The following is a 19,873-nucleotide window of genomic DNA, read 5'->3' on the forward strand; positions in this document are numbered from 1 at the left end:
ATCGCGAGCAAGCTTTGCTCCCACAGGCTCACTCCACAGGGAGGCCATGAAATAGCTGTCAGCGCTTGGGCAATTCGATCACCACCTTCAACCCACCCCATTCACTGTCGTCCAACGCCAGCAGGCCGCCCCAGGTGTCGACGATGTCCCGCACGATGCCCAGGCCCAGGCCGTGTCCATCGGTCTGTTCGTCCAGCCGCGTGCCCCGGCTGAACACCTGGTCGCGGCGGTCCTTGGGGATGCCCGGGCCATCGTCCTCCACGGCCAGGCTGAAGCCCTCGGCTGTTTCGGTCATGGTCAGGCGTACCTCGGCGTCGGCCCATTTGCAGGCGTTGTCCAGCAGGTTGCCGAGCAATTCCAGCAGGTCCTCACGGTCCCAGGGCAAGTGCAGGCCTGGCGGGGCGACATAGCTCAAGTGCAGGTGTTCGCCGTGGATCATGTTCAACGTGGCCAGCAATCCTGGTAGTTCGGCGTCGCAGTCCAGATGCGCGCCGGGCAAGGCATCGCCGGACAGGCGGGCACGGTTGAGTTCGCGGTTCAAGCGCTGCCGGACCTGTTCCAACTGCTCGAGCAACAGCTTGCGCAGCTCAGGATAGGGGTCGAGCTTTTCGTTCGAAGCCAGGCTTTGCAGCACTGCCAGCGGGGTTTTCAAGGCATGGCCGAGGTTGCCCAGGGCGTTGCGTGAACGCTTGAGGCTGTCTTCGGTGTGGGCCAGCAGATGGTTGATTTGTGTCACCAGCGGCTCCAGCTCCCGCGGCACCTGTTCGTCGAGTTGCGAACGCTGCCCGCGCTGCAACTGCGCAATCTGCTCCCGGGCCCGGTCCAGCGGACGCAAGGCGCGGCGCACGGTGATGCGTTGCAGCAACAGGATCAGCAGCAGCCCCGCCAACCCGAGCCCGAGGCCAACCTGCTGCATCCTTCGGAAACTGTCACGCACCGGCGTGTAGTCCTGGGCCACGCTGATGGAAATCGCCTGGCCGAGCCGCCGATAGTCGGTACGCAGCACCAGCAGCTTCTGGCCCTCGGGGCCCAGTTGCAGGTTGCTGTGCAGGCCCGGGTGGTCGAGCCGGGGCAATTCCTGGTCCCACAGGGAACGGGAGCGCCAGTGCACATCGGCAAAATCGATGCGGAAATAATGTCCGGAAAAAGGTCGCTGATAGGCCGGCGACAAACGTCGCTCATCCAATTGCAAACCCTGCGGGCCGCGCACCAGGGCCACCAGCAGGTTCTCGCTGTCGTTGCGCAGGCCCGCTTCCAGATAACGCTGCAAGCCCAGTTCGAACAGCCACAGGCTGGTCTGCGCCAGCACCAGGCCGACCACCACCATCACACCGATCAGGCCCAGGCTCAGGCGTCGCTGGATGGATCTCACTGCGCCTGCCCGCCGAACAGGTAGCCCTGGCCGCGACGGGTTTCGATGACGCTGCGTCCCAGCTTGCGTCGCAGGTGATTGACGTGGACTTCCAGCACGTTGGAGTCGCGCTCGGTCTCACCGTCGTACAGGTGTTCGGCAAGATGACTTTTGGAAAGGATCTGCTCGGGATGCAGCATGAAATAGCGCAACAGGCGAAACTCGGCGGCCGTGAGCTGGATGTCGGTGCCGTCGCGGACCACGCATTGTCGCCCTTCATCCAGGTGCAGCCCGGCCGACTTCAGCGTCGGCTGGTTGACCTGACCATGGGAACGGCGCAGCAACGCCTGGATCCGCAAGTGCAGTTCTTCGGGGTGAAAAGGTTTGGTCAAGTAATCGTCGGCACCGGCCTTGAGGCCTTCGATGCGCTCGGCCCAGGACCCGCGGGCAGTGAGGATCAGCACCGGTGTGGCCAGGCCGCCGGCGCGCCACTGGGCCAGTACCTCCAGCCCCGGCACACCCGGCAGGCCAAGGTCGAGGATAATCAGGTCATAGGGCTCACTGCTGCCCTGGTACACCGCATCGCGACCATCGGCGAGCCAATCGACGGCATAGCCCTGTCGTGTCAGCCCCGCCATCAATTCGTCCGCCAGGGGCACGTGATCTTCCACCAGAAGCAGGCGCATCAGTCTTCCTTATCTTTGAGTAAGCGGCCGGTCGCGGCCTCCAGGTCCAACTCGCGCACGACGCCGTCGGTGTCCAGCAACTCGACCTCATAAATATAGACGCCGTGTTTCTCCTCCAACTCGGCTTCCAGAAGTTTGGCGCCGGGATGCAGGTCCAGCGCCTGTTGCAGCAATTGCTCCAGCGGCAGGATCACGCCTTGCTGGCGCAGTTGCAGGGCCTCGTCCTGGTCCAGGTCCCGGGCTACGGCCAGCGAACAAAACGCCAACAGCGCCAGCGCCCATCGACTATGGGCGCGCAGATTAAGCTTCATTACGTATCCTGATGATTCTTGAGTACCTCGCCGTTGGTGGCGTCCAATTCCAGGTCCCACTCAATGCCCTTCGTATCGCGCAGATCCACCTGGTAAATGTACCTGCCGTACTCCTCTTCCAGTTCGGTATCGGTCAACGTGGCGCCAGGGTGTTTGGCCAGGGCAATGGCGTCGAGTTTTTCAGTGGACAGAATGGTACCAGCGTCTCGCAGTTTGCGGGCTTCGTCGTTGTTGAGGTCTCGTGCGTGAGCCAGGCCAGCGCCGAGGGCCATGAGGGTCGCGATGAAAAAGGCAGTCAGGCGGTTCATGGGTTGTCTCCTTTTTATAATCTTTGCCGGGGGACTGTATCGGGGTGAACTTAACTGAAACTGAATGGCCATCATGGAACCCACATCAATAGTGTGTGGGAGCGAGCTTGCTCGCGATAGCGCCAGCTCAGTCACATCAATATCAACTGACAGACCGCCATCGTCGGAACGCCGCCCGGAACAAGCTCGCTCCCACAGGGTTTTGTGTCGCTATAATTGTCCGCTTGTTTGCATTCGAGGCCGGTATGACCGCCATCCACATCAAGTTCCCCGCCCTTACCCTCAAGGCCGGCCCCCGTGCCTTCGGGCGGATTCGCCAGGCCGGCCTGAACGCCGCCGACGTCGGCATCCTGCCGGGCGCCGCCGGTGGTCCCAAGGCCTTGGGTATCCAGGGGCTGGACCTGGCGCTGTTCGGCCAATGGCTGCCCGCCGCGCCGCGGGAACGCTCGCTGATCGGCGCCTCGGTGGGCGCCTGGCGCTTCGCCAGTGCCTGCCTGCCAGACGCCGCCGAAGGAATCCGGCGCCTGGGCACCCTATACAACGAACAAAGCTTCGCCAAAGGCGTGACCATGGCCGGGGTCAGCCAGAGCTCGCAGCGCATGCTCGATGACTTGCTCGAAGGGCGCGACACTTCGATCCTCGATAACCCGCGATACCGGCTCAATATCATGGTGGTCAAGAGCCACGGCCTGCTCGCCCAGGATCATCGCGGCCGGCTGGGCCTGGGGTTGTCATCGGTGATCGCCGACAACCTGCGAGGCCGTGCGCGGCTGTCGCGGCATTTCGAACGGTTGATCATCCATGACCCGCGCCTGGCCCCGCCCCTGCATCCATTGAATGACTTTCCGTCGCGCTTCGTGCCCCTGGCCGCTGGCAACCTGCGCCTGGCCCTGCTGGCCTCGGGCTCGATCCCGATGATCATGGAGGGCGTGCGCGACCTGCCGGGCGCCGGTGCCGGCACCTACCGTGATGGCGGCTTGCTGGACTACCACCTCGACCTGCCGTACAGCGGCGAGGACATCGTGCTGTATCCGCACTTCACCGACCGGGTCATCCCCGGCTGGTTCGACAAGGGCCTGCCGTGGCGCCGGGGCAACGTCGACCGCCTGCAGGACGTGCTGTTGCTGGCACCGTCCCGGGAATACCTGGCGCGCCTGCCCTACGGCAAACTGCCGGACCGCAACGACTTCAAGCGCTTCATGGGCGATGACCCGAGCCGCCGCAAATATTGGCGCACGGCAATGGACGAGAGCCGCCGGCTCGGTGACGAGTTTCTTGAACTGGCAGCCAACGGTGGCCTGGGCGAGCGTTTGCTGACCCTTTAGTCAGCACGCTCGCGCAACGCCGTTATCAAACTGATAAACTCCGCCGCCTGCCTCGCGACCGCTATCTAAAAGAGCCCGAACCTGTGGAAATCTTCAAAGAGTTTACTTTCGAATCCGCCCACCGCCTGCCCCACGTACCAGAGGGCCACAAGTGCGGCCGCCTTCACGGTCACTCGTTCAAGGTGGCGATCCACCTGAGCGGCGACATTGACCCGCATACCGGCTGGATTCGCGATTTCTCGGAGATCAAGGCGATCTTCAAGCCGCTCTACGAGCGCCTGGACCACAACTACCTCAACGACATCCCTGGCCTGGAAAACCCCACCAGCGAAGTCCTGGCCAAGTGGATCTGGAATGAATTGAAGCCGTTGCTGCCGGAACTCAGCGCCATCCGCATCCATGAGACCTGCACCAGCGGTTGCATCTATCACGGCGAATAATCACTCCCCTGTGGCAAGTGAGCTTCCTGTGGCGAGGGGATTTATCCCCGTTGGGCTGCGCAGCGGCCCCCAAACCAGGCAACTCGGTGTGCCAGGAAGATTGAGTTCATTGCTTTAGGGCTGCTACGCAACCCAGCGGGGATAAATCCCCTCGCCACAAGGATGTCTCTCCTACTGAATGGCATTGGCCTATGCTTGATCCCCTGAGCCATTTTCAGGGGAGTATCGATCATGACCCACTGGCCGCTGGATCAGACCTACGACTTCAACGGACACCCCATCCGCTACGCCATCCACGGCGACGGCCCGCCGCTGGTGTTTGTCCACGGCACGCCCTTCTCTTCCTACGTGTGGCACCGGATCGCTCCGCTGTTCTTCACCACCCACAGGGTGCATTACTTCGACCTGCTGGGTTATGGCCAGTCAGCGCAGCCCGATGCCGATGTGTCCCTCGGCGTGCAAAATCAACTGCTCGCGCAATTGCTGGAGCACTGGGGCCTGCATTGCCCGGACGTGGTGGCCCATGACTTTGGCGGTGCCACGGCCCTGCGCACGCACCTGCTCAATGGCAAGGACTACCGCAGCCTGACCCTGATCGATCCGGTGGCGCTGTCGCCCTGGGGTTCGCCTTTTGTTCAACACGTACGCCAGCATGAAACAGCCTTCAACGGCCTGCCCGACTACATTCAGCGGGCCATCGTGCCGGCCTATATCCGCGGCGCGATCAAGCGCGCTATTCCGGACGCAGAACTGGCGCCTTATGTACAGCCGTGGCTTGGCGAGCCGGGCCAGGCGGCGTTCTACCGGCAGATTGCGCAGATGGACGAGCGTTATACCCGCGAGGTCGAGGGCCTGTACCCAAACGTGCGCTGCCCGACCCAGATACTGTGGGGCGAGGATGACCAGTGGATCCCCATCGAGCGTGGCCGGGCCTTGCACAAACTAATTCCGGGCGCGCAGTTGCACCCGGTTCCGAACGCCGGGCACCTGGTCCAGGAAGACGCGCCGCAGGACATCGCCGTGGCGGTGTTGCGCTTTTTGACCTGAACCTGTCGGAGCGAGCCTGCTCGCGATAGCGATGTACCAGTTGACTTCGATGTGGCTGATCCGACGCTATCGCGAGCAGGCTCGCTCCCACAGGGGACTTTCATGAACAATGAGATCTGTGTTCCAACTTGAATCACCACCGCACCGCTTTCGCCCTCCTTCGCCCACCCAATCTCCAGGATTGTCTATAAATAACCTCGCGATCACTCGTTTGGCACGGCCGCTGCACGCTTGCGATATTCCCCTCATCCGCAAGGACCGCCCCCATGACCCAGAACGATCCAGGCAACGACTACCCCTTGAGCGAAGTTCCGATGCATGCCCGCAAGGGCCTGGCCTCCACGGCCATGGTGCTGCTGGGCTTCACCTTTTTCACCGCCACGATGTTTGCCGGTGGCAAGCTGGGCGTGGCGTTCGGTTTTGCCGAGATGCTCACGGTGATCGTCATCGGTAACCTGCTGCTGGGCCTGTACGCGGCGGGCCTGGGTTACATTGCCTTCAAGAGCGGGCTCAATTCGGTGCTGATGGGGCGCTTCTGTTTCGGCGAGGTGGGCAGCAAGCTCAGTGACCTGATCCTGGGCTTCACCCAGATCGGCTGGTACGCCTGGGGCACGGCGACTGCCGCCGTGGTGCTGGGCAAGTATTTCGAGTTGAGCGAGGGCACCGTGCTGGGGTTGATGGTGCTGTTCGGCTTGGGGTTCTGTGCCACGGCCTACATCGGTTATCGCGGCCTGGAAATCCTCTCCTACATTGCCGTGCCGGCCATGATGCTGCTGCTGATGCTGTCGATGTGGGTGGCGACGATGAAGGTCGGCGGCTTCGAGGGCTTGCTGGCGGTGGTGCCGACGGGCAGCCTCGATTGGTCCACCGCCATCACGCTGGTGTTCGGCACCTTCGTCAGCGGCGCGACCCAGGCGACCAACTGGACACGGTTCTCCCGCTCGGCGAAGGTCGCGGTACTGGCGAGCCTGATCGGCTTCTTCCTCGGCAATGGCCTGATGGTGCTGATCGGCGCCTACGGGGCCATCGTCTATCAACAGCCGGACGTGGTCGAAGTGCTGCTGTTGCAGGGCTTCGCCATGGCGGCGATGGCCATGCTGCTGCTCAACATCTGGAGCACCCAGGACAACACCATCTACAACTTCGCCGTGGCCGGTTGCAACCTGCTGCGCACCCGCCGGCGCAAAACCGTGACCCTCGGCGGCGCGGTGATCGGCACGCTGCTGGCGCTACTGGGTATGTACGACATGCTGGTGCCCTACCTGATTCTGCTGGGCACGGTGATCCCGCCCATTGGCGGGGTGATCATGGCCGATTTCTTCTTCCGCTGGCGCGGTCGTTATCCACGCCTGGCCGAAGCACAGTTGCCGGCGTTCAATTGGCCCGGGCTGTTGGCCTATGGGGTCGGCACCGTCGCCGCGTTCAATTCGCCATGGGTCGCGCCGCTGGTAGGAATCGCTGCCGGCGCGCTAACGTATGTGCTATTGATCGGCGCAATGGGTACTCGCACCGCTGACGCACCCCTACAAGACTTATAAAGGACTCGCCTGATGCACATCATCAACGCCCGCCTGCGCAACCGCGAAGGCTTGCATGAACTGCACCTGGAAAACGGCCTGATTGCCAACATCGCCCGCCAGACCGAGGCCCCCAGCCTCGGCCCGGACGACCTCGACGCCGGCGGCAACCTGGTGGTCCCGCCTTTCGTCGAACCGCACATTCACCTGGACGCGACCCTCACCGCCGGCGAGCCGCGCTGGAACATGAGCGGCACGCTGTTCGAAGGCATCGAGTGCTGGGGCGAACGCAAGGCCACCATCACCCAGGAAGACACCAGCACCCGCGCCAAGAAAACCATCCAGGCCCTGGCCGCCCATGGCATCCAGCATGTACGCACCCACGTCGACGTGACCGATCCCGAGCTCACGGCCCTCAAGGCGATGCTGCAAGTGCGCGAGGAAAGTCGCCACCTGATCGACATGCAGATCGTCGCGTTTCCCCAGGAAGGCATCGAGTCCTACCGCAACGGCCGCGAGCTGATGGAAGAAGCGATCCGCATGGGCGCCGACGTGGTGGGCGGCATTCCGCATTTCGAGTACACCCGCGACCAGGGCGTCAGCTCGGTGAAGTTCCTGATGGACCTGGCCGAACGCACCGGCTGCCTGGTGGATGTGCATTGCGACGAAACCGACGACCCACACTCGCGCTTTCTCGAAGTGCTCGCCGAAGAAGCCCGCAGTCGCGACATGGGTGCGCGGGTCACGGCCAGCCACACCACGGCCATGGGCTCCTACGACAATGCCTACTGCGCCAAGCTGTTCCGCCTGCTCGGGCATTCGGGCATCAGCTTCGTCTCTTGCCCCACCGAGAGCATTCACCTGCAAGGGCGCTTCGATACCTTCCCCAAACGCCGCGGCGTCACCCGAGTCAATGAACTGCTCGAAGCCGGGATGAACGTGTGCTTCGGCCAGGACTCCATCGTCGACCCGTGGTACCCGCTGGGCAACGGCAACATCCTGCGGGTGCTCGAAGCCGGGTTGCACATCTGCCACATGCTCGGTTACCGCAACCTGCAAAGCGCCCTCGACCTGGTCACCGACAACAGCGCCAAGGCCATGAACCTGGGCGAGCGCTACGGGCTGGAACCGGGGCGGCCGGCGAACCTGCTGATCCTGTCGGCGGACAGCGACTACGAAGTAATCCGCAGTCAGGGCTTGCCGCTGTACTCGATCCGCAACGGTGAAGTGCTGATGAAGCGGCAGATGCCGGTGGTGGAGTTCGCGCAGCCGTTGGGCTGATGCACCCCGTTGTGAGAGTGAGCTTGGTGTCCATCAGTTGATATTGAGGTCACTGACCTGCCGCTATCGCGAGCAGGCTCGCTCCCACAGAGGGTTTGTGTCGTACACAAATTCGTGCCCGCTGAAGCTCAAAATTGTGGGAGCGAGCCTGCTCGCGATGGCGTCATTAGCCGCACTGCGGAACTCCAGATTTTCTAGGACACAAGCTGCGCCGTACCAAACAACCTGACCCGAACCAGCTCACCAGCCTCTTCTTCCAACAAAATCGGCGCTGTCCCACCGGGCATCACCACCCTCACCGGCCCCGCCTGCACCCAACCCACCCGCCACGCAGCACTGGCCACCGCGCTGGCGCTGGTGCCCGAGGACGCAGTGGGGCCTTCGCCCCGCTCGAATACCCGGGCAACGATCCGCCCTTCGGCCTCGCGCCAGGCCCATTGCAGATTCACCCCCGCCGGGCACGGAACCCCTGCGCCAGCGGGCGGCGCATAAGCGATGCGGGTCAGGCTTTGCGACAACTGCGATGCACGCATTTGCGCGTTGCTCGGCAGCGCCTCGACCCCTTCCACCAGGGTCACGCAATGCGGATTGCCAATGTTCACGAATTGACTGTTGCCCCATGCCGGGTTCAACCCATGGAGCACCGCCACCCGACTGACCTCACGCTGATTGAACACCACGCGCTCCACGCTTTGGGCAGCGACGGCCTGAGGTCCAAACAGGGGTTTTCCCAAGTCCAGCCAGAAGCCCTGCACACCCTCGAACTCAGCTGACCGCACCGACGTGTGCAGCGGCGACAAGCCCTGGTGTTTGTCATGGTGCACCTGCAACAAGCAATCCCCCTCGCCCGGCATCAAGCCTTGCTCTTTCAGCGCCTGGGAGAAAATCGTCAAGCCGTTGCCGCTGCGCTCGGCCAGGGTACCGTCAGTGTTGACGATCAAAACGTCAAAGGGTGGTTCGCTCTGGAACGGGCCGATCAACAGCCCATCGCTGCGGTGGTCCTTGGCATCCGGCGGTGCTTCACCCGGCGACCAACTGCAGAAGGCATGCACGGCAGCCAAGGCCCAGGACTCGCGCCGCTGTGCAGCGAGGGCGACCGACGGCGGCAGGTCGATACCGTGGTCACGCACCTGTCGCGGGGAAACGACGCCATAAATATTGCCGCGTGCATCATAAAACTGCGTCATAGACCAGACCCGAAATCAGCCAGCAAGGGCCGGTACTTTATGCTGGCACAGGCTGTGGGAGCAAAGCCTGCGCTTTGATCGGCACCTTGGGGTCGCGGTGCGGTCAGTGGATATGCAAGCATAGGCTCCCTGCCCGCACCAGCGCACCACACGCAAGCCAAGGACGATTCATGACTGCCATCACCCCTCCGCCAACCTTTGTTCCCGGACGCCTGGAACAGATGTCCACCCGCATCGCCTATCTCATCGCCGGCATCGGCATCGCCGCCTGGGCACCACTGGTGCCATACGCCAAGGTGCGGGCAAACCTGGACGAAGGCACCCTCGGTTTGCTGTTGCTGTGCCTCGGGGTGGGATCGATCCTGGCGATGCCGATTGCCGGTGCGCTGGCCGCGCGGTTCGGCTGCCGGCGAGTGCTCAGCGGGGGCACGCTTCTGATCTGCCTGGCGTTGCCGTTGCTGGCGACGATGACCTCCCTGCCCTGGTTGGTGGCGGCATTGTTCCTGTTTGGCGCCGGCCTCGGCACCGTGGACTCGACCGTGAACCTGCAAGCGGTAATCGTCGAGCGGGCCAGTGGCAAGACCATGATGTCGGGCTTCCACGGCATGTTCAGCCTCGGCGGGATCATTGGCGCGGCCGGTGTGAGCGCCCTGCTCGGCCTGGGGCTTTCGCCGCTGGGGGCGACGCTGGTGGTCAACGCGGTGCTGCTGGTGGCATTGTTCAAGGCTGCGCCGCACCTGTTGCCTTATGGCAGTGAAAGCTCGGGCCCGGCGTTTGCAATTCCCCACGGAGTGGTGCTGTTCATTGGCATCCTGTGCTTCATCGTATTCCTCGCCGAAGGCGCGGTGCTGGATTGGAGCGCCGTGTTCCTGACCAGCGAACGCGCGGTGGATACCGCCTATGCCGGGCTGGGTTATGCCGCCTTCGCGCTGACCATGACCGTCGGCCGACTGACCGGCGACTCGGTGGTGCATCGCCTGGGCGCCAAACGCGTGATCATCTATGGCGGATCGATCGCGGCAGCCGGGTTCCTGCTGGCAACCCTCGCACCGATGTGGCAAGCCGCGCTACTGGGCTATGCGTTGGTGGGTGCCGGGTGCTCGAACATCGTGCCGGTGCTGTACACCGCCGTCGGCAAACAGACCCTGATGCCGGAAGCCATCGCCGTACCGGCCATCACCACCATCGGCTATGCCGGCATCCTCGCCGGCCCGGCGCTGATCGGCTTCGTCGCCCATGGCAGCAGCTTGAGCTTTGCCTTTGGGCTGATTGCGCTGTCGCTGGTGGCGGTGGCGGCCAGTGGGAAAGTGTTGAAGGTCTGAGGTCTCACACCCCCCCCCCTCAGTGGAAAAGAGATTGATCTGTGGCGAGGGGATTTATCCCCGCTGGGCTGCGAAGCAGCCCTAAAATCACCAACTCGGTGTGTCAGGCAGATTGAGTCTGCTGCTTTGGGTCTGCTTCGCAGCCCAGCGGGGCGGTGCGACGTTTCGCTAAATCCCCTCGCCACAGATCAGTCCCTCGCCACAAAAGTACGCATCAACCCTGGGGTTTCATCAAAACCCCACACTCGCCTGCACGAAGAACGTACGCGGTGCGCCGACATAAATGCCCGAGTTGTTGTCACTGGAACGGGTGTAGTACTGGTGATCGAACAGGTTCTTCACCCCGGCGCCGACTTTCAGGTTCGACAGTTGCTCGCCGAAGTCGTAGCCCGCGCGCACGTTCCAGAGCACATAGCCCGGCATGTCGCCGTACTGCCCGTCAGCGGTGCCGTCGGTGATGTAGTCACCGCTGAAACTGCCATCGGCGTTCACGCCGGTACCCGGCGAGCGCTGTTTCGACTGGGCGAAGGCATCGAGGTTGTAGGTCCAGCGGTTGACGTCATAGCGCAGGCCCAGGTTCACCACCTGACGGGAATAGAACGGCAGGTCGCGGCCCTTGAAGCTTGGAATCTCGCCTTCGTAAGTCGCCCGGGTGTAGGTGAAACCGGCGTTGGCGGTGAGGCCTTCGAGACGTGGGTCGAGCGCGGCCATGTCGTAATGCACCGAAGCTTCCAGGCCCTGGTGCTTGGTCGCGCCCAGGTTGGTCCAGCCCACGTCGTTGCTGATGTACTGCAACTCGTCGTCGAAGTCGATGTAGAACAGCGTCACTTCCCCGCCCCACACGTCATCGTTGTAGCGCGTACCGATCTCGTAGGTCTTGGCCTTTTCCGGGCTCAGACCGCTGGCGGTGCTGTTGCCGTCGCCGCCCTGGCCGAGCTGGAAGTATTGCAGGCTACCGAACGACGTCTCGTAGTTGGCGAACAGCTTCCACGCATCGGACAGGTGATACATCACGCTCAGGGCCGGCAGCGGTTCGTTGCTGTCGATACTGCGGCGTTTTTCCTGCACGGGGCGACCGGCGGTGTCGAGCACGGGGCGATCGTGCCACTCGGTGCTGATGCTTTCGAAGCGGATACCCGGGGTGATGGTCCATTTGCCGATATCGATCTTGTCATCGATGTAGACCGCGTGAGCTTCAGTGCCGCCAGTGCGGTCCTGGTAAACGTGACCGTCGGAGCCCGGACGCACCACCGGTTCGTTGTTACGCAACGCCAGGCGGCTGGCTTCTTCGTGCATGCCTTCCTTGAGGTAGCGATAACCGACGCTGGCTTCCTGGGTGGTTGGCCCCAGGTCGAACACGTGGGACACCCGAGGCTCAATGCCGAAGGTGTAATAGGTGCGCGGGTAGGAGGCCAGGTTGCGCTGGTCCCGGGAGGCGATGGTGCTGCCACGGTAGCTGTCGGAGTAGTAGGTCAGCACTTCGGCCTGGGTGCGGTCGTCGATCTGGCGCAACCATTTGAACGACACATCCTTGCGGCGTCCGCTGAAGTTGTCCCAGTCGCGGTCGGACTGGTACGGGTCGGCGTCATACTGCTCCTGGGTCAGGCCGCCGGGCATGTCGGCCTTGGCGTCGTAGTAATGGAAGTTCAGCGAGAAATCGTCCACATCGGTGGGCGCCCAATGGGTCTTGAGGATGACGTCGTCGATGTCGTTGTCGTTGTTGCTTCGGCGATAACCATTGCCGTTGACGCCCGAATACAACAGTGCCACGCCCAGGCCATTGTCGGCGGTGCCGCCGAGGAACGCCGTGTCGATGTGCTTCCAGCCACCGCGTTGGGAAGTTTCCAGGGTGGTGCCGATTTCGCCGGTGGCTTTTTCCGGAATCGCCCGGGTCACGAAGTTGATCACCCCGCCGACGTTCTGTGGCCCGTAGCGCACGGATCCGGCGCCGCGCACCACGTCGATGCTGTCCAGGTTGCCCGAGGAGATCGGCGCCATGGACAACTGTGGCTGGCCGTAGGGCGCAAACGCTGCCGGCACGCCGTCGATCAACACTGTGGAGCGCGGCGACAAGCGCGAAGTGAGGCCACGCACGCCGACGTTCAGGGAAATGTCGCTGCCGCCGGTGCCGTTGGCGTCTTGCACCTGCACACCCGGCACGCGCCGCAGCACATCACCAACGTTCATGGCGCCCTGCTCCACCATCGCTTCGCGGCGGATCACCGTGCGCGCGCCGGGATGGTTCTGCACCACTTCGGCGTTGGCATCGCCGAGCCAATCGCCGACCACCTGGATTTCAGTGGCGCCCAGCTCCAGCGGGCCCGCATTGGATGCCGAGGGTGCCGGCAACACGGTTACCGAACCGTCATCGATCTGGTATTGCAGGCCGCTGCCCTGGAGCAATTGGCGCAAGGCCGCTTCCGGGGACAGGTTGCCGTCCACCGCCGGGGCTTGCTTGCCGGCCACCAGTTCGGGGCTGAAGAACACTTGCAACGCGGTTTGCTGGCCGAGCTGGCTCAAGGCTTGGCCCAACGGCTGCGCCTGGATGTGAATGGCGGTGGCGGACTGATCGGCGAACGCCTGGGGCAGCGCGGCGCTGACCGCCAGGGTCAGGGCCAGTGGCAGCCAGCGTGCGGGGCTACGATTGTTGTTTTTGGCGGTTTTTTTCACGTCGAACCTTGTCCTGTTGATCGCAAGAATACGCGTCTGTTAATGCAAACCAGTTGCAGTTGGACAAGAAGACGAAGAACTCGAAAAAAACCTGAATCTATCGCGCAATTATTTCTTGGCTGCCGTCATCCAGGGTGCGCACGGCCACCGGCAGAATGTTCGGCAGGGCCTTGAGCAGAGCCTCGGGATCGTCGGAACGGAACACGCTGGTCAGGCGCAAGTTACCCACCGCCGCACTGCCGACCCGCAGGGGGTTGGCGCGATAACGGGAGACTTCTTCAGCCACTTCCTTCAGCGGCGCGTTATTGAACACCAGTTTGCCGTTGCGCCAGGCGGTGAGCGCCTCGGCGTTGACCGCGTAAGGTGTGGCGACTTTGCCCTGGGCATCGATCTGGGTGCCAAGGCCCGGCGTAAGACTGACGTACTGGGTTCGCGGTGCATCGCGTCCCTGGACCTTGACGCTGCCCTGCTCCACCGCCACCCGGGTCTTGTCGGCATCGCGGCGCACGTCAAAGCGCGTCCCGGTTACCGTTACCTGACCGTTGCCCGCATCGACCGTGAATGGCCGGCCGGCGTCATGCTCGACCGTGAACAACGCCTCGCCTTCGGCCAACTCCACTCGGCGTTGACGGTGTGCGAATTGAATACGCACCCGGCTGCGGCTGTTGAGGTCGATCACCGAGCCGTCGGGCAAGGCGATATGCCGACGCTCACCGAAGGCGGTGGCATATTCGCCGCTGTAGTCGGTGGAAGAACTCAAGCCGCTGAACAACCCCAAACCAAGCGCCGCCGCGAACAACCCGGCGGCGGCCGCATAACGCAACAGAGGCCGACGCGGGGAACGTTTGGCAGGAGCTTCGCACAACGCTCGCAGGCGTTCCTTGGGCAACAGGTCCGTGGCGCTCCAGATCCCCTGCAGCAATTGGATTTCGTCGCGGTGGTTGGGATGCTCGTCCAGCCAGGCTTCGAAGCGCTGGCGCTCCTCGACACTCATGGCAGGTGCTTGCAAACGTACGAACCATTGCGCCGCCGCGTCGCGAACCCTGTCCTGCCCGCACGGGCATTCACGGCTATCCATCATGGAAGGTCCTGTGGCTCGGGTGGAAGATGGCGACGGATCATTGGCCAGGCCCGTCCAGACGATCGCGCAGATGCCGCAGGGTGCGGATCATATACTTTTCCACCATGTTCTTGGACAGGCCCAGGCGCTCGGCGATTTCCGCCTGGGTCAGGCCCTCGATCTTCTGCCAGACGAACACCGTGCGGCAGTTGGCCGGCAGCTCGGCAAGCGCCCGCTCGATGGAGTCCGCCAGTTGGATCGCGTGCATGAAGTGCTCCGGGTCGCCCGAAAACGACTGACCAGGGTCGATGACAGCCTCTTCCATGGCCCCCCGTCGATCTTCGCGCCGATAGCCATCCACTGCAATGTTGCGCGCCGTCTGATGCAAATAGGCCCGTGGCTGCTCGACCCCGCTCGAATCGGACTCAAGCACCCGCACGAAGGTGTCATGGGCCAGGTCCTCGGCCTGCTGGCGATTGCGCAGGCGACGGGTCCAGGTGCCGATCAACTCTTCGTAATGCTCGAAAAAGCCGGGTCTGCGGGGCAGCTTGGGGGTCATCACGGCGCGCTGTGGGAACGGGGCGTGAATAGTAATGGTTACTATTAAGGAGAAGCAAACGGATTGCGGTGCCTGTCGTCCGAAGCTTTAAAGTCTGGAATTGATCCCTGTGGGAGCGAGCCTGCTCGCGATGGCGGTGTGTCAGTCAGTGATGCATGAACTGTCAGACCGCTATCGCGAGCAGGCTCGCTCCCACAGGTTTTCTGGTGCAAGAGGTCTCAGGCCTCCGGCATCTTGCGAAACCCCACCGCCAGACGGTTCCAGCCGTTGATGGCGTTGATCGCCACCGTCAGGTCGACCATTTCCTTGGGGCTGAAATGCTCACTCAGCAGGGCATAGTCGGCGTCCGGCGCGTGGGTGTCGCTCAGGCGGGTCAGGGCTTCGGTCCAGGCCAGGGCGGCGCGTTCACGGCCCGTGAAGAACGGCGCTTCGCGCCATGCGGTCACGGCGTACAAGCGGCGTTCGGTCTCGCCGTCCTTGCGGGCGTCGGCGGTGTGCATGTCGATGCAGAAGGCGCAGCCGTTGATCTGCGAGGAACGCAGCTTGACCAGCTCCAGCAGGGACTTCTCCAGGCCCAGTTTCGAGACCGCGGTTTCCAGGGCCAGCATGGCTTTGAAAGCGTCGGGGGAAGCGGTGTAGAAATCGATACGCGGTTGCATGGTGAACTCCAGGACAATTGGGTGTAGCGCTAAGTTAGCCGTGCAGTGGCGCGGTACAAATAGCCAATTGTTGGGAAGTTCGGGTGGCCAATGAAGACCCAGGGGATTGTGGGAGCAAGGCTTGCCCGCGATGAAGATGACGCGATCTTCCGGAGAACCGAGGCGCCTACATCGCGGGCAAGCCTTGCTCCCACACAGCGCGGATAAATCCCCTCGCCACAGGGGGACGTGGGGACTTCAAGATAGGCTTCAGGCCCGGCTTCGCAGCCATTGCAGGAAGCGCTTCTTGGCCACGGGCTTGGGCAGCTCGCGGGTGAGGTTCTGTGCCAGGTGGATGCGTACGTCCAAAAGGTTCTTCATGGCGTCGTTGATGTCGCGGCGGGCCTCCAGGCAAGGCTTGAGGTAGCTGTTCTCGATGCGGTACAGGGTGCAGAAGGTCTTGGCGGTAAAATTCGCCAGCGCAGCCTGCTCGGCGACGATCCCGGCTTCGCCGATCACCTCTCCCGGCCCCATGCGCCCGCCCTCGAGTGGCTGGCCGTTGCGCATGAGGGTCACGCTGACCACCCCGGATTCGATGATGAACAGATGATCGCTGACCTCCCCGGCCGCCAGGATCACGTCGCCCGCGCGGAAGGTCTGCAGGGTCATGTTCTGAGCGAAGGTGTCTTTCTCATCCTGGCGCAGGGTGGAGAAAATGTTCGAGCTTTCCAGCAAGGCCCGGGGGCGCGACACCGCCTGGGGAGTCGTGCTTTCGCTGGTAGACAACAGGCTCACGCCCGACGCCTGCAAATGCCGGAACGCCAGGTCGAACAGCTGGTTGCGCACCGTGCGTTTCTGGGCCATGGAGGCAACGAAACCGCTGATCTCGTACTCCGCACCAGCACTGCCGCTGCTTTTAAGCGTGACGCAGGGTGCGGGGGTGGTGAGCAAGGAACGACAGCCGATCATCGCCCGCTCCAACGCGTCGATCACGGTTTGGGGCCGCGCGTGAGGGCTGACCTGGACGCTGATGGACAAGCCATGGACATCGCTGGGTCGACTGAAGTTGATGACCTTGGCCTTGGCCGCCAGCGAGTTGGGGATCACCGCCATGCTGCCCTGGGCGGTCTGCAAGCGCGTGGCTCGCCAGTCGATGTCGGTGACCCGGCCTTCGGTGCCGTCGATGGAAATCCAGTCGTCGAGCTGATAGGGCTTGGTGGTATTGAGCACGATGCCGGAGAACACATCGCTGAGGGTGCTCTGCAAGGCCAGGCCGACGATGATCGCCATCGCGCCGGACGTCGCCAGTACACCCTTGACCGGCAAATCCAGCACATAGGCCAATGCCGCGATAACGGCGATCAGGAAAATCACCGCGCCCAGCAAGTCCTGCAACAACCGCCCGGTATGGCCGACCCGTTGCATCATCGCCGCGCCAATCAGCACCGTCAGGGTTCGCGCGGCAAACAGCCACCAGGCGATCTGCAAGCCAGTAGCGGCCAGGTGCCGCGGCACATCGTCGACCCACTGCGCCGGCTGCATGGGGTTGAGGCCTTCGTTGAACAGCAGCACGCTGAACAGCGAAAAAATCACCACCCTTGCGCCGATTTTCCAATAGGTCCGATCCGCACTGACCAGGCGCCACATCAATAGGTCGAGCACAAGCAGCACCAGGGCACAGAGCAGCGGGTGATCGGAGATCAGAGACAGCATCGGGACAGCTCCAGAAAGGCCATTGGCGAAGATTGGCACAGTTTTGACGAGAGTGTACCGACCACGCAAACAGGGGGTTCAGGGTGGTGGTTGTTTTCGCGTTCAGTCGTCCATCCGGCCAAAACGCCCGGAATGGAAATCACTGAAGGCCTGGTGGATTTCCTGCTCGCTGTTCATCACGAATGGACCATGGCCGACGATGGGTTCGTCGATCGGCTCGCCGCTGAGCAGCAGTACCACGGCATCGTTATTGGCTTGCAGGCTCAATTGATCACCAGCCCGGTCGAACAGGGCCATCTGCCCGGCCTCGACCCGTTCGCGGCCATTGGCCTGGACCGAGCCTCGCAATACCACCAGGGCGGTGTTGTGGCCTTCGTGCAGGTCAAGGGTGAGGCTTTTTCCGGCATTCAAGCGGATGTCCCAGACGTCGATGGGCGTGAAGGTCTTCGCGGGGCCTTGATGCCCTTCGAAACGCCCGGCGATCAGGCGCAGGCTGCCGGCGTCGTCCTTCAGGGCAATGTTCGGGATGTCACCCTTGAGGATCGTCTGGTAGCCGGCCGGGGCCATCTTGTCCTTGGCGGGCAGGTTGACCCACAGCTGGACCATTTCCATGAACCCACCCTGCCGGGCGAAGGCTTCGGAGTGGAACTCCTCGTGGATGATCCCGGAAGCAGCGGTCATCCATTGCACATCGCCAGGGCCGATCTTGCCACCGCTGCCGGTGGAGTCACGGTGCTCCAGTTCGCCCTGGTAGACGATGGTCACGGTCTCAAAACCGCGATGGGGGTGCTGGCCGACGCCACGACGCTCGGTGGTGGGCGTAAATTCCGTGGGGGCGGCATGATCCAGCAGCAGGAACGGGCTGATGTGCTTGCCCAGGTTGTCGTAGGAAAACAGCGTGCGAACCTGAAAGCCATCGCCGACCCAATGGGGCCGTGGACTGGTGTAGAGGCCGATGATGTTTTTCATGCCGTGTCTCCAAAATCAGGTACTGCGATTCGATGGACGCAGCTTAAAACCGACACCCTTCAAGCACTAGATGGCAAAAACCGGCTTTAGCGTTCTATCTGGAGAACAGCGATCAAAAAACTGTGGGAGCGAGCCTGCTCGCGATGGCGGTGCCTCTGCCGATGATGCATCGACTATCAGACTGCTATCGCGAGCAGGCTCGCTCCCACCTTATTTGGTGTAACTCATTCAAAGATGATTACGCTTGGCAAACTCCGACAACCCCACCAAGGATTGCAAGCCGAGTTTTTCCAACAGGCGAGTCTTGTAGGTGCTGACGGTTTTAGGACTCAGGAACAGGCTTTCGGCGATGTCCTTGCCGCGCATGCCCATGGCCAGCATGCGCAGGATGGACAGCTCGCGGGTGGAGAGGCTTTCCAGGGCCTGCTGTTCGCTGCGTTGCTGGAAATCCAGCCTGACGGGCATCTGGGGGAAATAGGCATAGCCGGACTTCAACGCCTGGATGGCCTTGGTCAGTTCCTTGAGGTCGCTTTTCTTGGTCACGAAGCCCCGGGCCCCGGCCGAGATGCAGCGGTTGCAGAAGTGCTGCGCATCCTGGGAGGTGAACACCAGCACACTGCATTCAGGAAACTGGGCCATGATCCAGACCAGCAGGTCCAGGCCATCGAAACCGTTCATCACCAGGTCCAGGATCACCAGGTCTGGCACGCGCTCCTTGATGATGGCCCTGGCATCGGCCACGCCGCTGGCATCCCTGATGTGGGTGAACGCCTCATTCTGGCAAATGAGCCGCAACGCCCCTCGTATGACAGGGTGGTCATCCACGATCAACACGTCTTTCAAAGGTAACTCCCCAGGTCATTACAAACGGCACCGGTGCCATGACTGCACCGGACTCTTGCACAAGCGCCAGGCCATGCCACCTGTCAGATCCGACAGTGCGGACCGACGGTCTTTCTCAGCGTCCATGGCCCTGTCTGAGGGCGCGCGTCCACGGTTGCAGCGACTCACTGACGTGAGGGTCGACCCGCTCCATCAGGCGCCGCAGGGAAGCGAGGTCAGGCAGTGGCGCCTGACTCAAGTGCATGCTCGATCGGCGCGCCACAGGCACCGACGACAGACTGGCCAGCTGCGCGTTGTAAATCATCCCGTGACGAACCTGTGGGTTATAGATAACAAAATCGTGCAGGTCCAGCGCCCCGCTCGCCAGCCCGGCATTGACGACAATCAAGTCAAACGGCTCGCTGCCGTACTCCACCAGCGTCAGCAACTCCTGCACATGGCTCACGGGGACAATCCGGAAATAGCCCTGTTGATTGAACAGGCGCTCCAGCACTACTCGATGAGCATGTTGTGGGTCGGCAATCAGGATACGGAGGGCTTTGTTCGGCATGGCAGGCATTCCAGTAGCAACACTGACGGGTATGAAGCAGGGCCGTCAGGCTAGAGGAAGCTTTTGTGAGGCGCTGTAGGACTAATCCGAAAAAGA

The 19,873-nt window shown here is 62.6% G+C and carries 19 protein-coding genes; 6 read left to right on the top strand and 13 right to left on the bottom strand.

Annotated elements, in window-relative coordinates:
* Positions 1–58 precede the first annotated feature (58 nt).
* Genes PBDP_RS20150 through PBDP_RS20165 form a run of 4 tightly spaced genes read right to left on the bottom strand, consistent with a single transcriptional unit; the run spans position 59 to position 2,656 of the window.
* Positions 59–1,372 carry a sensor histidine kinase gene (locus tag PBDP_RS20150; protein WP_109754582.1) on the bottom strand — a complete coding sequence of 438 codons (1,314 nt, stop codon included), beginning with the start codon at positions 1,370–1,372 and terminating at the stop codon, positions 59–61.
* Entirely contained in the window at positions 1,369–2,037 is a 669-nt protein-coding gene (locus tag PBDP_RS20155; protein ID WP_109754581.1) for a response regulator transcription factor, read from the bottom strand. The genes PBDP_RS20150 and PBDP_RS20155 overlap by 4 nt, the downstream gene beginning before the upstream one ends.
* Positions 2,037–2,348, bottom strand: a complete 312-nt coding sequence (locus PBDP_RS20160; protein WP_109754580.1) for a PepSY domain-containing protein — start codon at positions 2,346–2,348, stop codon at positions 2,037–2,039. The genes PBDP_RS20155 and PBDP_RS20160 overlap by 1 nt, the downstream gene beginning before the upstream one ends.
* Entirely contained in the window at positions 2,348–2,656 is a 309-nt protein-coding gene (locus tag PBDP_RS20165) for a PepSY domain-containing protein (protein WP_109754579.1), read from the bottom strand. The genes PBDP_RS20160 and PBDP_RS20165 overlap by 1 nt, the downstream gene beginning before the upstream one ends.
* Before the next feature lie 245 nt (positions 2,657–2,901).
* On the opposite strand from PBDP_RS20165, the gene PBDP_RS20170 reads away from it, so the two are divergent.
* From PBDP_RS20170 to codA, 5 genes are all read left to right on the top strand, one after another.
* Positions 2,902–3,981: a patatin-like phospholipase family protein gene (locus PBDP_RS20170; protein WP_212801226.1), complete on the top strand. Its 1,080-nt coding sequence runs from the start codon at positions 2,902–2,904 to the stop codon at positions 3,979–3,981.
* An 83-nt stretch (positions 3,982–4,064) separates the two neighbouring features.
* A complete protein-coding gene (gene queD / locus PBDP_RS20175) occupies positions 4,065–4,421 on the top strand; it encodes a 6-carboxytetrahydropterin synthase QueD (RefSeq protein WP_025212792.1) in 357 nt (118 codons plus the stop codon).
* A 231-nt stretch (positions 4,422–4,652) separates the two neighbouring features.
* Complete coding sequence (locus PBDP_RS20180; protein WP_212801227.1) at positions 4,653–5,468, top strand: alpha/beta fold hydrolase; 816 nt, start codon at positions 4,653–4,655, stop codon at positions 5,466–5,468.
* Positions 5,469–5,734: 266 nt separating this feature from the next.
* Positions 5,735–7,006 (top strand): cytosine permease, encoded by a 1,272-nt coding sequence (gene codB / locus PBDP_RS20185; RefSeq protein WP_134925127.1) that lies wholly within the window; start codon positions 5,735–5,737, stop codon positions 7,004–7,006.
* A 12-nt stretch (positions 7,007–7,018) separates the two neighbouring features.
* On the top strand, positions 7,019–8,266 hold the full coding sequence (gene codA / locus PBDP_RS20190) for a cytosine deaminase (RefSeq protein ID WP_109754575.1): 1,248 nt from the start codon (positions 7,019–7,021) through the stop codon (positions 8,264–8,266).
* A 194-nt stretch (positions 8,267–8,460) separates the two neighbouring features.
* On the opposite strand, the gene PBDP_RS20195 is transcribed toward codA, so the two are convergent.
* A complete protein-coding gene (locus tag PBDP_RS20195; RefSeq protein ID WP_109754574.1) occupies positions 8,461–9,453 on the bottom strand; it encodes a diaminopimelate epimerase in 993 nt (330 codons plus the stop codon).
* 170 nt (positions 9,454–9,623) lie between these two features.
* Here PBDP_RS20195 and PBDP_RS20200 point away from each other — a divergent pair, with 170 nt between their 5' ends.
* Positions 9,624–10,775 (top strand): MFS transporter, encoded by a 1,152-nt coding sequence (locus tag PBDP_RS20200; protein WP_109754573.1) that lies wholly within the window; start codon positions 9,624–9,626, stop codon positions 10,773–10,775.
* 231 nt (positions 10,776–11,006) lie between these two features.
* Here the strand turns inward: PBDP_RS20200 and PBDP_RS20205 are convergent, their stop codons facing one another.
* From PBDP_RS20205 to PBDP_RS20240, 8 genes are all read right to left on the bottom strand, one after another.
* The gene (locus PBDP_RS20205; RefSeq protein WP_212801228.1) at positions 11,007–13,445 is read right to left on the bottom strand and encodes a TonB-dependent siderophore receptor; all 2,439 of its coding nucleotides are present in this window, start codon (positions 13,443–13,445) and stop codon (positions 11,007–11,009) included.
* A gap of 97 nt (positions 13,446–13,542) precedes the next feature.
* Positions 13,543–14,526: a FecR family protein gene (locus PBDP_RS20210; protein WP_163857672.1), complete on the bottom strand. Its 984-nt coding sequence runs from the start codon at positions 14,524–14,526 to the stop codon at positions 13,543–13,545.
* Between the two features lie 37 nt (positions 14,527–14,563).
* A complete protein-coding gene (locus tag PBDP_RS20215) occupies positions 14,564–15,064 on the bottom strand; it encodes a sigma-70 family RNA polymerase sigma factor (RefSeq protein WP_060741413.1) in 501 nt (166 codons plus the stop codon).
* Positions 15,065–15,282: 218 nt separating this feature from the next.
* Positions 15,283–15,723, bottom strand: coding sequence for a carboxymuconolactone decarboxylase family protein (locus PBDP_RS20220; protein ID WP_003203930.1), 441 nt, complete (start codon positions 15,721–15,723; stop codon positions 15,283–15,285).
* Between the two features lie 249 nt (positions 15,724–15,972).
* Positions 15,973–17,415, bottom strand: a complete 1,443-nt coding sequence (locus tag PBDP_RS20225; protein WP_109754570.1) for a mechanosensitive ion channel family protein — start codon at positions 17,413–17,415, stop codon at positions 15,973–15,975.
* A gap of 102 nt (positions 17,416–17,517) precedes the next feature.
* Entirely contained in the window at positions 17,518–18,384 is an 867-nt protein-coding gene (locus PBDP_RS20230) for a pirin family protein (protein ID WP_109754569.1), read from the bottom strand.
* 228 nt (positions 18,385–18,612) lie between these two features.
* Entirely contained in the window at positions 18,613–19,227 is a 615-nt protein-coding gene (locus PBDP_RS20235) for a response regulator transcription factor (RefSeq protein WP_109754568.1), read from the bottom strand.
* 115 nt (positions 19,228–19,342) lie between these two features.
* Positions 19,343–19,777 carry a chemotaxis protein CheY gene (locus tag PBDP_RS20240; protein WP_109754567.1) on the bottom strand — a complete coding sequence of 145 codons (435 nt, stop codon included), beginning with the start codon at positions 19,775–19,777 and terminating at the stop codon, positions 19,343–19,345.
* Between the last annotated feature and the right edge of the window lie 96 nt (positions 19,778–19,873).

It is taken from the genome of Pseudomonas sp. St290 (assembly GCF_018325805.1).
Taxonomy (GTDB): Bacteria; Pseudomonadota; Gammaproteobacteria; order Pseudomonadales; family Pseudomonadaceae; genus Aquipseudomonas; species Aquipseudomonas bijieensis.